This is a genomic window from Flavobacterium nackdongense (assembly GCF_004355225.1).
GTDB lineage: Bacteria > Bacteroidota > Bacteroidia > Flavobacteriales > Flavobacteriaceae > Flavobacterium > Flavobacterium nackdongense.
The window spans coordinates 4051836-4066490 of the sequence record NZ_CP037933.1 but is presented as its reverse complement, the minus strand read 5'-3'; the positions used below and the strand labels follow the sequence as shown (position 1 = coordinate 4066490).

Annotated in this window: 8 protein-coding genes; all 8 read right to left on the bottom strand. The window is 37.0% G+C overall.

From position 1 onward, the window contains the following. Positions 1-2: 2 nt before the first annotated feature. On the bottom strand, positions 3-1124 hold the full coding sequence (locus E1750_RS17185; RefSeq protein ID WP_133277951.1) for an endo-1,4-beta-xylanase: 1122 nt from the start codon (positions 1122-1124) through the stop codon (positions 3-5). 179 nt (positions 1125-1303) lie between these two features. Further along, positions 1304-2785: a sulfatase gene (locus tag E1750_RS17180; protein WP_133277950.1), complete on the bottom strand. Its 1482-nt coding sequence runs from the start codon at positions 2783-2785 to the stop codon at positions 1304-1306. 109 nt (positions 2786-2894) lie between these two features. Beyond that, complete coding sequence (locus tag E1750_RS17175; protein WP_133277949.1) at positions 2895-3668, bottom strand: TlpA family protein disulfide reductase; 774 nt, start codon at positions 3666-3668, stop codon at positions 2895-2897. 170 nt (positions 3669-3838) lie between these two features. Continuing rightward, complete coding sequence (locus E1750_RS17170; RefSeq protein WP_133277948.1) at positions 3839-5548, bottom strand: sulfatase; 1710 nt, start codon at positions 5546-5548, stop codon at positions 3839-3841. A gap of 3 nt (positions 5549-5551) precedes the next feature. Then, positions 5552-7177 (bottom strand): sulfatase family protein, encoded by a 1626-nt coding sequence (locus E1750_RS17165; protein WP_133277947.1) that lies wholly within the window; start codon positions 7175-7177, stop codon positions 5552-5554. Next, on the bottom strand, positions 7174-9555 hold the full coding sequence (locus E1750_RS17160; protein ID WP_133277946.1) for a glycoside hydrolase family 3 N-terminal domain-containing protein: 2382 nt from the start codon (positions 9553-9555) through the stop codon (positions 7174-7176). The genes E1750_RS17165 and E1750_RS17160 overlap by 4 nt, the downstream gene beginning before the upstream one ends. A gap of 18 nt (positions 9556-9573) precedes the next feature. Further along, positions 9574-11124 (bottom strand): RagB/SusD family nutrient uptake outer membrane protein, encoded by a 1551-nt coding sequence (locus E1750_RS17155; protein WP_165698069.1) that lies wholly within the window; start codon positions 11122-11124, stop codon positions 9574-9576. Positions 11125-11134: 10 nt separating this feature from the next. Continuing rightward, positions 11135-14290, bottom strand: coding sequence for a SusC/RagA family TonB-linked outer membrane protein (locus E1750_RS17150; RefSeq protein WP_133277944.1), 3156 nt, complete (start codon positions 14288-14290; stop codon positions 11135-11137). Between the last annotated feature and the right edge of the window lie 365 nt (positions 14291-14655).

Sequence of the window (14655 nt, the reverse complement as noted above, 5' to 3'; positions counted from 1 at the left end):
GTTTATTTATTTATATCTATTGCTTCTTTGAGGACACTATACGCTGGAGTTGGATTGTATTTCGCATCATAGATCGACTGAAAGTATCCTGTTCCTTTTTTGAACCGCTCTCCAATATTCCAAAGGTTTAAAGTTACGACTCCATTTTTACTTTTTTCTGCTAGCACCTCAATTAATTTTTGATACACTCGTTTTTGGATTTGTCGTTCCGATTCTAAATCCTTTTTGTTTTTTACTAAATAATCTAATTCAGTGACGTGAAAAGTCAAATTGTTTTGATGTGCCCAATCGATAAGTTCTCCCAATTTGGCCATAGTCGCATCCGTATTATCAACAAAATCTTCTCGTTTGGCTCCTAGCAGCAAATGAGCTTGCCAGCCAATTCCATCCACACGATAGCCTTTGGAACGAAGGTATAAAACCGTTTTCTTGACCTGATTCCACATCGGGGATTCCATACCCACATTTTGATTGTACACTAACTTTATATTTGGCGCATTTTTGGTGGCAATTTCAAAGGCTTTCAAAATATACAAAGGATATCCATTTTCGTCTAAACCTATTTTCAACCAAGGATTTTCCCATTCATCCGTACCTGGTTTTGGTCCAAACCAACTACCGTCGGCAAGAATCGTTTCGTTGACCACGTCCATATATTTCACCACAGGTTCATTATTAAAATGCAATGCAAAGGCAGTGGCAAATTCCTCTAAATTGGAAGCTAATTCCTTGGGGGTTCTGAAATCTTCTTTTGCCCATTTGGAAGCTTGTGGACTAATTGGCCCGTGGAGTCGTACTACCAGATTGTTTTGGTTGGCAAATTGTATAAATTCATCGATTTGCTTCCAATTCCACACATTGGGTTGAGGGTGAATTCGGGTTTGTTTCGCTTCGTTGGCCGGCGTGAGGTATTTAAAATCTTTTAAATACAGTTTTTCTTTTACCGTATTCAGTTCCTCATAACCTAAAGTAGCACCAATAAGTAATTTATTGGGTACATTATAAAACTGTTTTTGCTTTGCTTCAGTAGGGTTTGAGGGTTCTTTTACTACTCCTTTTTTAGCATCACAAGAATAAAATAATAGGGAAACAGCTAGCAGAAAACAAATAGTACTATTTCTCATTTTGGGTATATTTATAAAAAACTTTTAATAAATGAAACTTGATTATTCTTTAATCATTTTAATCACATCAACCCCTTTATCTGCTTGAATAGAAACCAGATAAACGCCAGCTGACAAAAATCAGAATGAATGATTTTAAAAAAAAATTGCTTCCATTTTTGTTTTAATTCATCTTGGTATTAGTTCTTTTTATTTGCTTTGCGTTCTGCTTTTTTGGCTTCTTGTTCCGGAGTCAATTCTGCTTTTTCTTTATGGTTTGGTTTCATTGCAATTTTATGTTCCGATTTCCATTGGTTTAGCATTTTTAGCATTTCTTGTTTTTTATCGGGCATTGTAGCAGCTAAATCATTTTTTTCTCCAACATCTTTTTTGATATCGTACAATTGCACTTTGTCGGTTTCTATAAAATGAAGTAATTTATAATCACCCACCCGAATAGCCGATGTTTTATCATCCCCTGTCTGTGTAGGCCTGGCTTTATAGGAATTCCAATAGACTGTTCTTTGGTTCCAATTTTCTTTTTTCAAGAGCACATTCTTAAAACTTTTTCCATCGATACCCGAAATCTGTTTATTCAAAGCAATATCGGTCAAAGTTGGAAAAATATCCATTCCCATTACGATCGATTCTTTGTCAAGAGTAGGTTTTGTGGTTTTGGGCAAATGCACTATCAATGGAACTCGAACTCCGCCTTCATACAACCAACCTTTTCCAGCTCGGAGAGGAGCATTTGAAGTTGGAACAATACGATTGTTTTTCCCTCGTGTCGATAATCCCCCGTGGTCAGATGTAAGGACAATGATGGTGTTATCATATACTCCTTGATCCTTTAAAGTTTGAATTAATTTGCCAATATTTTCGTCAACATTCTCAACTAATCCCGCATAGATTGGATCATTTTGTCGCATATGGGTTTGACCGTTGCCTTCAGCAATATAATCAGGGTTTGTACCATAATCAAAAGCGTCTATTTCCTTCTTATTTCGGGCAATGTCTTCTGGTTTGGCTTCGATTGGGGTATGCACCGCATAATAAGCCAAAACGCCCACGAATGGTTGGCCGGATTTATTGGTTTTGATATATTCTATGGTTCTTTTTGTTAAAACATCAGTCAAGAAATCACCTGGTTTGGCATATTCCTCTACGTCTTCAACAGCGGCTTTTTCGCCTTTTTCCCCTTTTACACGGTCTTTATTGAAAGGATAGAATTGTTCGCCTGTCGCACCTGCTTCTCCCGCAGCAAAAGATTGATCAAACCCAAAACCTTTTGGACTGCTTTCCTCCGAACCTAAATGCCATTTACCTACGTAAAATGATGCGTAACCCGCGGATTTAAATTGTTTGATGAAGTTTTTATCGTCGGCAATTTGTCCTAAATTTCCATTATCCTCATTTACGGGGTATTTCCCAGACAGAATGCCAGATCTTGAAGGAACGCAGCGAGGGTAACAAGCATAGGAATTCACAAACGAAGCAGAAGTGCTTGCGAGTTTGTCAATATTGGGAGTTTGATAAATTTTAGAACCATTGGCGCTGATATCGTGATAACCGAAATCATCCACGATAACAAATAGAATATTGGGTTTGGTTTGGGCTTGCACATTATTTGCCATTAAAGCAATTGTAAAAGCCAGTGTAAATTTAAAAATTATGTTTTTCATTGGTATTGCTATTAATTATCTTATTCAATTTATAGTTTTTTTGAGTGTTGAATTGTTGCAAATCATAAAATAGAAACGAACTATTTTTGAACTTTGCATTTTCTTTAAATTATTTAAGTAAAGAATCTATTTCCTTTGTTAATGATGCAATGGTTTGGTCATTTAGCCCAACGGCATAAAACTTAACTTTAGACTCTTTGTCAATTATGATATGTGTAGGGTATGAATTTATAGCATAATCTTCGATTACTTTATTATTTCCCTCTTTGGGAATAATCGTATACTTAAAATCAGTTTTAGTGCGAAATTTTAGGATTTTAGATTTTTCGCTAGTTGAAATGGCTAAAAAAACGATATTCTCGTTTGTGTATTTTTTCACCAATGCATTAAGCTCTGGTATTTCTTTTCTGCAAGGCATACATTCTACAAACCAAAAATTTAATACTACAATCTTTCCTTTCAATTCATTCAATGAATATGATTTTCCATCCATATCCTGAACAGTAAAGGGCTTTGCAGTTTTAGAGTTGTCTTCTTGTTTGGATTTTAATTTTGCTTGCAATTTTATTTTCTCTTCTTCAGTTGTTGGCCTTAAAACATAAGCCATAACTTCTTTTTTATCATTTAAATAACGAACAGGAATGCCGCTTCCGCTTTGCATAGCTTTTATTACTTCCATTCCGCCAATTTTTGTACCATTTTGATCATATATTGGAACAGAACCATCTAGTTTCATCGACGGAGCAATACTATCTTGTTTAGTTTCGATCCTTAATCCTTTTAATATTTCTGACTTTTGGAGATCGACTGTTGTCGATTGCGAAAAACCAACAGCAGGTAAAAATGCAAGAATAATTAAAAGAAAGTTTGCAGTTTTTTTCATTTTTTTTAAATTAAATTGTTTCTAAAATTTACTGATAATTAGCTTAGAATATGGAAAACTCAATCTCTGTTTTTCAATAACTAAAACTAAATAAAACTGCAATTTTATAGTTTTTTTTATAAAGTGGACTTCGTAATAATGGTATTGAAATAGTTTATTATTTATTGAAACTACTCTTCAAAATTTTTCTTTGTAAAACCGTCCTCATTAGCGGCTTTATCTTTATTTCCCTGTTTCCCATTTTTAGGTTTTGCGCCTTTTGTACCTTCCCCTTCTTCCTCATTTTCTCCACCTTTTCGTGTAGAAGGATGGGCTTTATAGATATTTCTTTTGTTGATTTCATTTAGCTTTACCATCAACTTCGATTGCAATTCTGCAGCTGTAGCTTTATAATTGGCCTCTTTCGCGTGGTTTTTAGTTTCCAATGGATCGGATACAAAATCATACAATTCTACTCCAACAATATTGGCTGCATCATAAGGTTTTTCGGTGTTGTAGCTGTTTCCGTGCCATTCGGTATATCTGTATCGCTCGGTTCTTATCGAGTATCCCATTTTATTTCCTTGACGTGGATATTGGCTCAAAGCAATTTCTGTTTTGATATTATTTTTAGAATTGGTATCCAATAAGGTAATCAAGGATTTACCATCGGTTTGAGCGGATTGTTTTACGTTTACCAAGTCAAAAAGTGTCGGAAATACATCTATTAATTCAACCGGACTGGTAACTTTAACATTTTTGGCTACTCCCGGTCCTGAGAACATAAAAGGTATTCTAGTGGCTTGCTCAAAATTAGAATGTTTGTTCCAAAGCGTATGGTCGCCCAAATGGTATCCGTGATCTCCCCAAAGCACGATAATGGTGTTATTTGTTAATTTCAGTCGATCTAATTCATCTAATAATTTGCCCAATTGAGCATCGATATAGGAAATACTCGCCATATATCCGTGAATTAACTCTTTTTGTTTGTCTTCAGGAACACGATCTCCTACTTTGAGGTTGTCGTCAATATCCGTGAAAGCTCTTAGTTCACCAAAAGAATGGTAGGCAAAATCTGGAGTCCCATCGATTAAATTTTGATTGGCTGCCAATTTGATATTTTCTCTTTTGTATAAATCCCAGTATTTTTTAGGTGCAACAAAAGGCAAATGAGGTCTTTGATAGCCAACTCCCAAGAAAAAAGGTTTAGTGCCACTCGCCAACATTTGCAATTTTTTGAGGGCTTCCACAGTATAAATACCATCTTGATAGGCTTCATCCGACACATCGGCAGATTCTGTACTGGGTTTTAATCTTTTGAAAGCATAATTCCTTTGGGCATTTTCCTTTTTCATTCCTTTTTCTTCAGCCTCTTTCATTAAACTTACCATTTGAGCCTTGGTTTCCTTACTTTGATAATACCCAAAGGCTGGAGCTCCATATTTGGGATCAAAATTCTCCGGTTGGGTATGCGGAATACTCCAACTTTTTCCGTCGTGGCCAGCAGCAGCAGAACCTTTATGGAAAATTTTTCCAATAGCAGTGGTTTCATATCCTTGCGAAATCAAGTACTCTGGCATAGAAATTAATTCTGGAGCCGATTCTCTAAAATCGGTTTGGAGATCCCAAACTTTGGTTCTATCCGGATAGGTCCCTGTCATAACACAGGCTCTCGAAGGACCACAAACGGCTTGTTGCACTTCGGCGTTTTGAAAGATAACCCCGCTTTTGGCCAATCGATCAAAGTTAGGAGTAACCATTTGAGTTTGACCGTAGGCATTGATCAGCGGTTTTAAATCATCGACTGCAATGAACAGAATGTTCTTTTTAGTTGCACTTTGCGCATTAGAATATTGTATACTACAAGCTAGTAGCAATACGAAAACAATTGATTTTTTCATTTTTTATTTTTTTCCGTTTAAAATTGAATTAACATCTTCATCACTGGATCTTTCAATAATTGATCCAAAATTTTTATCTGATATTTCTTTGAATTGGGCAATAGTTTTATCATTACCGTATCCTTTCATTAAACCTTTTAATTCAGATTTCAATTTTACGATAACCTCTTTATATTCTGGATTATTGATTTCATTATGAATTTGCATCGGATCTTTTTCTAAATCATACAACTCCCAAACATCCATCGAATAGTAAAAGTGTGCCAATGTAAATCGTTGGGTTCTAATTCCATAATGCGGTTGAACGTGGTGCCAATAAGGGAATTCATAATAGTGATAATACATCGACTGTCTCCAATTGGACGGTGTATTACCCTCAAGAATTTTCTTGAAACTTCTTCCTTGCACTTTCTCAGTGGTTTTGATACCCGCTACATCCAATAAAGTGGATGCAAAGTCAATATTCGAAATGACATCATTATTTTCAGATCCAGCTTTTACGGCTTTCGGAAAACGCACCAAAAATGGCATTCTTAAAGATTCTTCGTAGATAAATCGTTTATCGAAAAAACCGTGGTCACCCAAATAGAAGCCTTGGTCTGAGGTGAGCACCACCATTGTATTTTCGGTTAAATTGTTATCGTCAAGATATTTTAGTAGCAAACCAATATTATCATCGACCGATTTTACGCAAGCCAAATAATCTTTGATATAGGTTTGATATCTCCATTTACGACCTTCCTCTGCAGACATTCCTTCGGGTTGCACAATTTCCCCATTTTTGGCGCCATAAAATTCCCACTTCAACTTATCTTTTCCCTTCAATTCTGGAGGCGTTGTCAATTTCATATCCCTTCGGCTGAAATGATTCATAGTCATTTCGGTATCACCCGCAGTTTTTTCGCGACCTTTATAATCGTCATTGAAAGTAGCCGGATAGGGCATTTCGATGTTTTCATATAAATCTTCATATTTTTTATCGGGTTCCCAAGGTCTGTGCGGGGCTTTGTATTGCAAAATCATCATAAAAGGTTTCTTTTTATCACGATCTTTATCCAACCAATTCAAAGCAAAACTGGTTTCGATGTTGGTCGAATAGCCTTTTTCCTTAACTTCTACTCCATTTTCATTATAAACAGGATTCCAATACAACCCTTGTTGTCCTGCGGAAGCGTGAATTTTGAAAACATCAAATCCTACGGGATCGGTGCCTAAATGCCATTTGCCAAACAAACTGGTTTGATAGCCATTTTTTTGAAATTCTTGAGGGAAAGTCCATTGATTGGAATTAAATTGGCCTCCATTCTCATTTTTGTAAAAACCATTGATATGACTGTATTTTCCAGTTAAAATTGCCGCTCTACTTGGGCCACAAATCGCATTGGTACACAATACATCCTGAAAAAGCATACCTTCTTTGGCTAATCTGTCGATGCCTGGAGTTGGTGCAATATCTTTGTAGATTCCGCCGTAAGCGCTAATGGCTTGAATGGTCAAATCATCGGCCATAATGTAAATAATATTGGGTTTACTAGCCTTCCCTTTTTTATTATCATTTTGACTGTTTACACCCAAAGTACAAGCTAAAAATAAAATCGCTGTACATACTAATGTTACTCTTTTTATCATTCCTTAGTTGATTTTTCTAATGTTATTGTATTGCTAACATTTAGTGTTGCTTTTTTTAAATTTTTATCTTCAGAAGAGTTCCCGACCATAATAGTAAACGAACCTTCTTCTACCACAAAGTTGTAATCGCGATCATACATAGCCAAACTTTCGGCTTTTATATCTAGGGTTACTGTTTTAGTTTCGCCTGCTTTTAGCGCTACTCTTTTGTATCCTTTCAATTCTTTTACAGGACGGGTAAACGAACTGATATCGTCTCTAACATACATTTGAACCACTTCTTCGCCATCCATTTTGCCAGTATTAGACACTTCAACTGATACCGAAATTACATCATCTTTGGCCGAAAAATCGTTTTTAGACAATTTAGGAGCCGACACACTAAAAGTAGTATAACTTAAACCAAATCCAAAAGGATGAAGCGGAAGTTTTGATTCGCTATTGTATTTATGAATGAAGGCTGTCGGCTTATAATTGTAAACCATCTGTAATTGACCGACACTTCTCGGAATGGTTAAAGGCAATTTCCCACTCGGATTAATTTTTCCAAATAAAATCTCCGCTGTGGCTTGGCCTGCAAAAGCACCCGTTTCCCATGTATTCAAAACAGCTGCAGCACGTTGTTGTAATTCGGGTTCAGCTATCGGGCTGCCGCTAACATACACTACAATAACAGGTTTCCCTAAATCCATTATTTTGTTTGCCAATTTCAATTGATTTCCGGAAAGTTTCAAGGTGGCTCGATCTATATTTTCGCCTGTAGTTTTGCGACTCCAATCGTGTCTGAAAGAGTTTTCTCCTAAAACCAAAACAGTAATATCGGCAGTGGCGGCTTTTTGTGCAGCCAAATCAATTTTGTCATCGGTAATTTCTTTAGAGCGATCACCTGAATCAAAATAATTCACTTGATATCCGGATTCAGTCCCAATTTTTGTAATTCCCTGCACCATGGTAACAATATTTTTGTCTGGTTGAGGAGAAACCCAATCGCCCAAAGTAGTTTGGTTATTGGCATTAGGCCCTGTAATAAATATAGTTTTCCCGTTACCATTGGTTGAAAGAGGTAGAATATTTTTAGGATTGGTTTGCAAAACAATGGCTCTTCTGGCTTGTTCCAAAGCATTTTTTTGATGCGCTTCAGCAAAATTTACTTTGCTAGCTGTTTTAATATCAACAAATGGATTTTCGAATAAACCCATACGGAATTTAGCCTCCAAGATTTTGCGACAAGCGTAGTTAACACGTTCTTCATTGACTTTTCCTTCTTTTACCAATTCAATAAGAAGCTTGTCGAATTTAGGACCGTGCATATTCATATCCATTCCTGCATTTACTGAAAATTCTATCGATTGCTTAAAGTCTTTGGCCACATGATGCCAAATGTCTATTCTAGAAACATCATTCCAATCACTTACATAAAAACCGTTAAAATTCCATCGGCTGCGCAGTAAATCGGTCATCATCGATTTGTCCATATGTCCAGGAACACCTCCCACTTCGTTGTGCGCGGCCATGATAGAAAACACATTTGCTTCCTTTACAGCTCTGCGATAAGGTGGTAAGAAAATCTCATATAAAGTTCTTAAAGATACATCTGTTGGAGCGGCATTTAGTCCATTGACAGAGGAACTTCCGGCAATAAGATGTTTAGCACAAGCTATAACATGGTCATTACCCGTGAAATTGTCGGACTGCATTCCTAAAATAGTAGCTATTCCCATATTGCCCACTAGATAAGGATCTTCGCCATAGGTTTCTCCTGTGCGTCCCCATCTTGGGTCACGAAGTACATCAATATTGGGCGTAAATGACCAATGCATACCATTGGCTCTCATTTCTAAAGCCGTTTGTTTACTCCCTTCCTTGATTAAATCATCAGCAAAAGTGGCTGCTTGGGAAATTGGTGACGGATAAATAGTTGAACCACTCACCAATCCATTGCCGTGTATGGCATCAATTCCGATTAACAAAGGAATTTTCAAAGGAGACTGTTGCGCTAATTTTTGCAATTGATTCGCTTCTTCTGCGGTAACCACATGAAGGAACGAACCTATCTTCCCTTCGGTAGCCAAACGGGCAATATCGCTAGGTCTTAAACCGGGGTAAAACCCTTTTGCATCATTTTTTTCTAATTCTTCAGGAGATAATTCAGATTCGGCCGATTTCATATGCTCCAGACCAACATATTGGCACATTTGATAGACTTTATCTTCCAAAGTCATTCTACTCATCAAATCCTTTACGCGCTCCTCTACAGGGAGTTTCGGATTCATGTACGGTGGCTTTTGCTCTTCTTGGTTCAGTTTCGTAAACGAATACAATGAGCATAGCACTACCACTAAGGTTAGTGCGTAACCTTTATTTTTATTTCGTATCATACAACTATTTGCTATATATTAATATCCTGGATTTTGGTCTGCGGCTGTCAATTTTTGATTTCCTGCCAGCTCAGTAGCTGGAATGGGCAGCAGCATATTCTTTTCGCTAATTGGATAAATCCAATCTACACCGGAGGTTTTATTAGGCGCGTAATTATTATGGTTGTCTAGTATTTCAGATTTAAAATAAGCATATCCTCTTCTGCGTGTATCAAACCAATCATGTCCTTCGCTCAATAATTCGTATTGTCTTTCCTTCATTATTCGCGTTCTGAACTGCGCCTGATCCATTCCGGCCCAGTTTGCTGGTTGCACAGCGGCTGGGGTAACGCTATTTCTAGCTCTAGTCAATACTAGATTTACATATTGGTATGCACCTGCTGGACCTCGCAATTCATTTTCGATTTCAGCCAACATCAAAAGCACATCGGCATACCGAAAAACAATAGTATTTCTGCTGGTGGTAGTTCCGTTGTAGCCTGGATCTAAAAATTTTCTAATACAAGCAAAAGACTGGTTACCGGTTAATTGTTTTGGGTAGATATTTTGATTTCCAGACGGATATCTTGGATAACTATCAAAAATAAAGGTAGCTGCTATTCTTGGATCGCCAGGATATTGGTTTTTATGCGCATCATACACTTCTTTGTTAGGTCTAATTCTACCAAAAGTGGGCGAAGTTGGTGGCGCAAGAGTACTATTCGATGGGGTAAACATACGAACTACATCGGAAGTTCTAGTAGCGCCAATTTGAGAAAATTGCAACTCAAAAATCGATTCTTTAGTATTTTCAATTCCAACAGTGAATAATTCGCCGTAAGTAGTGGTCAAAGAATATTTTCCAACCATTTGGATGGCTTCATTATTTGCCAATTGCCATTTTGATGGATCGCCGCCATCTTCACCAGCCAATGTCATATATACTTTTGCCAAGTATCCATAAGCAGCCCATTTTAAAGGCCTGTCAGACAAGTATTTTCCTGCTTCTGGAAGTTTAAGTTTAGCAAATTGAAAATCGGATATGATTTGTTCATAAACTACACTTTTTGGGCTTTTAGCTAAATGCAGATTAGCGATAGTTGTTGGAGCAGTACGCAATGGAACAGCGCCGAATAATCGAACCAACTCAAAATAGGTTAATCCGCGTATAAAACGAGCTTGCGCAAGTGCAAAATCTTCATTATCCAATACAACTCCATTATTTTCGATATTGTAAATAATATTATTAGCCACATTGATGGTAGCATACATTTGGCCCCACATTTTGGGAAGCCAAATATTCTCCGGAGTACAATTCAAAGAAGTCGCATCGGCACTTGCCGTTTGATTGGAATAAAAACGCCCAGAAATGGGATACACTAATCCTATTAACCCGGAACCGTAATAGTCATATCCTGACATCGTTGTATAAAGTCCGTTGACAGCCGTTTCAATTCCTTCTTTGGTTGAGAAGACTTGTTCTGCACTATAGAAAGTCTCTACTTCCTCTTTTAAAGTATCGCTACAACCTAAAATTCCACTTAGTAGAATAGTAACACAGAATGATTTTATTATAGTTATATTTTTCATGTTATTGAATTTAAAATGAAACATTTAGGGCTAAGGAAAAAGATTTTTGATTTGGGAATGACTGCCAATCTAGTCCCGTACGCAATGGGTCAAAGGCAAAACTGTTGACCTCTGGATCGTATCCACTGTAATCTGTGAATAACAATAAATTATAGGCTGAAAAGGATAAATCCATAGAATTAATCGCTTTAATTTCGATAGGAATTCTATATCCTAATGTTACATTCGTTAATCGCAAGAAGCTACCATCTTCCACAATTCTATCCGTAAAACCAGTTCCTTCAACTAAAGTATTACTGTATCCGGTTCTTGGATAGGTTCCTTCTGTATTGGTCGCTGTCCAAGCATTGTTATACGCTCTTGGTCGGATGTTATCAGGATTTCCTGTAGCATAATCCTCTCTCAAAAGATTTCCATTGGCGACATCATTTCCGGTAACACCATTGAAGAAAATATTCAAACTCAATCCTTTGTACTCTACATTGGACCCAAAACCGTAGGTGAAATCTGGATTTGGATTTCCTATAATTGTTTTGTCTTTGGCATCAATAATTTTATCTCCATTTTGATCGACTAAATTCACATCGCCTAATCGTGGTGCGATGCCTCCAAAAGTGGAAGCCAATGCTAATTCCTCTGAGTTGTTTATGATACCGTCTGTTTGATATCCCCAAAACAAACCAGACTCTTTACCTTCGATAAAAATATTCGCTGGAGTTTTGAACGTATTTCCTGCTGATACTTGATTTCCTAGGAATGCTGAATAGGTATTCGAACCAAACTCTGCTGGTGGCAAACCAAGATTTGCAATTTCATTTTTGTATTTGGAGATGTTTCCATAAACGTTCCAAAGAAAGTTTTTGCTTTTGATGATATCGGCAGAGATCGTAAACTCGGCACCTTTGTTGATCAAATCTCCTTGATTTGCGGTAATATTTTTATAACCTGAGGAAGGACCAATATTCAAATATTGTAGTAAATCTGATGTTTCTTTGTAATACACGTCGATGGTAGTGGTCAATCGTTTATTGAAGAAAGACAAGTCTATCCCGGTGTTGAATTGGCTAGTTGTTTCCCAAATTAAATTAGGATTAGCCAAAGTGGTTGGCACCAAAGCGGTTATTCCAGCTCCAGTCGAATTAAAGTACGGGTTAGCGGTTGGTCCGTATGGTGTAATGGTTTGGTAAGGTCTGATTCCTTGATTTCCGGTTAAACCCCAACTGAGACGTAATTTTGCCTCATTCAGTTTGGTGAAGCCATCCATAAATTTTTCTCTATGTATTTGCCAAGCAAAAGCAAATGCTGGGAAAGTAGAAAATTGGTTGCCCGAAGCGAATTTACTTGAACCATCCGAACGAACGGTTGCAGTAAAATTGAATTTTTCTTTAAAAGTATAATTGAAACGACCTAAAAAGGACAATAATGATTCTGGGATTACATTATAGTTCAAAGCTTGAAAAACTTGCCCTGTTGTTATGCCATCTGCTCTTAAATCTTTCAAAGGGAAATTCGAAGCTTGATACGAAATTTGTTTCATATTGGATTCGTCCACAATAACCCCAACAGTTCCATCAATTTTATGATTGCTATTGAATCTTTTGTTAAACATCAAGGTGTTATCGACATTATATCTAAAGCGATCCATCACGGTTAAACCCGCTTCACCATTAGCTTGAGCCCCTCTTTGAATACTAGTTCCATACCAAATTTGTCGGTTTACTTTTCTGTAATCAAGACCTACCAACAGTCGGTATTTGAAAACTTTACTAATCGTATATTCTAAATTTAGCGATCCTAAACCTCTTAACTCTTCTGAATTATCATCATAATCTTTGATCCAAGCATTGGGTCCATCGACGATATCATCAATATCATCTGTTGGCGCACCGTAATAATTGAGTGTATAGCCTGCAAAAGGTGCAGCAGAAATGATTTGTCTTACCATACTATTGTTGGTACCACCCAAATTTTCTGTTCCTTTAGAAGAGGAATTTTTGCCACTGGTTATCGCGATTTTTGTAGCTAATTTTAAATTATTGGTTAATTTATTGTTTAAATTCAATGAAAAATCAGTTTGTTTTGAATATGCATTTGGAACAACCCCTTCGGCAGAAACATAGCCTGCAGCCATATAGTAATTATTGGCTTCGGATCCTCCACCTGAAATTGTCAAACGATGGTTGTAGCTCAATGAAGTTTTGTAAACATCATCACTCCAATTGATTCCTTTGAGTTCCGCACCCGTTAAGTCGCTTACTTTACCGTTGGGATCTACAATAAAATTAGGTGGCAGCCCATTCAATTGTCTGGTTTCATTTTGATAAGTAGCATAATCGGTATGCCCTAAAACATCAATATTGCGGGCAACATTTCCTGCTTTTGTAGTAACATTATAACTGAATTTTGTTACCCCTGCTTTTCCTTTTTTGGTAGTAATAAGAATTACACCATTCGAACCGCGAGAACCATATATAGCCGTGGAGGATGCATCTTTGAGAATTTGAATACTTTCGATATCTCTCGGATTGATACCTCCCATGGCATTTTGAGGCGCTAAATAACTACTTCCTCCGCTTAATGGATCTGCGGCACCTTCAGTAGCCGACCCCATTACGATTCCGTCGACAACATATAATGGTTGGGTATTACTAGTCAAACTATTCACGCCGCGAATTTGTACACTAATAGGCGACGTGGGATCAAATCCTTGCGAGGTTACTACGACACCGGCAGCTCTACCCTGAATTAAGTTTTCGACCCCTTGTGCTTGGTTGACATTGGAGTCGGAAAGTTTTAAAGAAATAACAGATCCGGTTACATCCTTTTTCTTTACCTCGCCGTAGCCCACTAGAACAACTTCGCCGAGTTGCTCCACTTCGGAAACCAAAATAATTTTTATTTTTTCTTTATTTCTATTGGATACATCGACCGTTTTGGTTTTGTACCCCATAAAAGAGACGATAATGGTATTTTGCTCACTTTTTAGATTGAGTGAAAAATTCCCATCGATATCGGTCATTACTCCATTGGTAGTTCCTTTTATCATTACGCTGGCGCCGGGAAGCAATACACCTGATTCATCGGAAACAGTTCCTTTTATACTGTTTTGCGAGAAAGCAACAAAAGGCAGCAAAATGAAAAATAAAAATTTAAATTTCGATTTCATAATTATTATATTTTTTGGTTTGTTATGATACTACAAATTTAGAAATGACATAGAATTAGGGGTCTTTCTATAATCAGAATGGGTTTGATTATTGTCAATATTCGCTAATTTCCCCAGAAAAATTGCGGTTTACAGAAAAACATCCTGTTTTTTTAATCGTATTGACAAATTCCGAAAATATGAAATCGATGTAGAATAAATAACACAGTATGGTTCCTCGTTTTACTGAGCATTTGCTTTTATACTTATGGTCATTAAGAAGAATTTTAAAGTTGTAAATAATGGCACACAAATAATCAGGGCATTGGCTTTTAAAAAAATTTGACACAGATTTGCTTCGCCTGTTGGCTATGCTCGGGTCACAA

Excerpts from the sequence above, each read along its gene's own strand:
- E1750_RS17185 (WP_133277951.1), bottom strand. The coding sequence starts at position 1,124 with ATGAGAAATAGTACTATTTGTTTTCTGCTAGCTGTTTCCCTATTATTT.
- E1750_RS17180 (WP_133277950.1), bottom strand. The coding sequence starts at position 2,785 with ATGAAAAACATAATTTTTAAATTTACACTGGCTTTTACAATTGCTTTA.
- E1750_RS17175 (WP_133277949.1), bottom strand. The coding sequence starts at position 3,668 with ATGAAAAAAACTGCAAACTTTCTTTTAATTATTCTTGCATTTTTACCT.
- E1750_RS17170 (WP_133277948.1), bottom strand. The coding sequence starts at position 5,548 with ATGAAAAAATCAATTGTTTTCGTATTGCTACTAGCTTGTAGTATACAA.
- E1750_RS17165 (WP_133277947.1), bottom strand. The coding sequence starts at position 7,177 with ATGATAAAAAGAGTAACATTAGTATGTACAGCGATTTTATTTTTAGCT.
- E1750_RS17160 (WP_133277946.1), bottom strand. The coding sequence starts at position 9,555 with ATGATACGAAATAAAAATAAAGGTTACGCACTAACCTTAGTGGTAGTG.
- E1750_RS17155 (WP_165698069.1), bottom strand. The coding sequence starts at position 11,124 with ATGAAAAATATAACTATAATAAAATCATTCTGTGTTACTATTCTACTA.
- E1750_RS17150 (WP_133277944.1), bottom strand. The coding sequence starts at position 14,290 with ATGAAATCGAAATTTAAATTTTTATTTTTCATTTTGCTGCCTTTTGTT.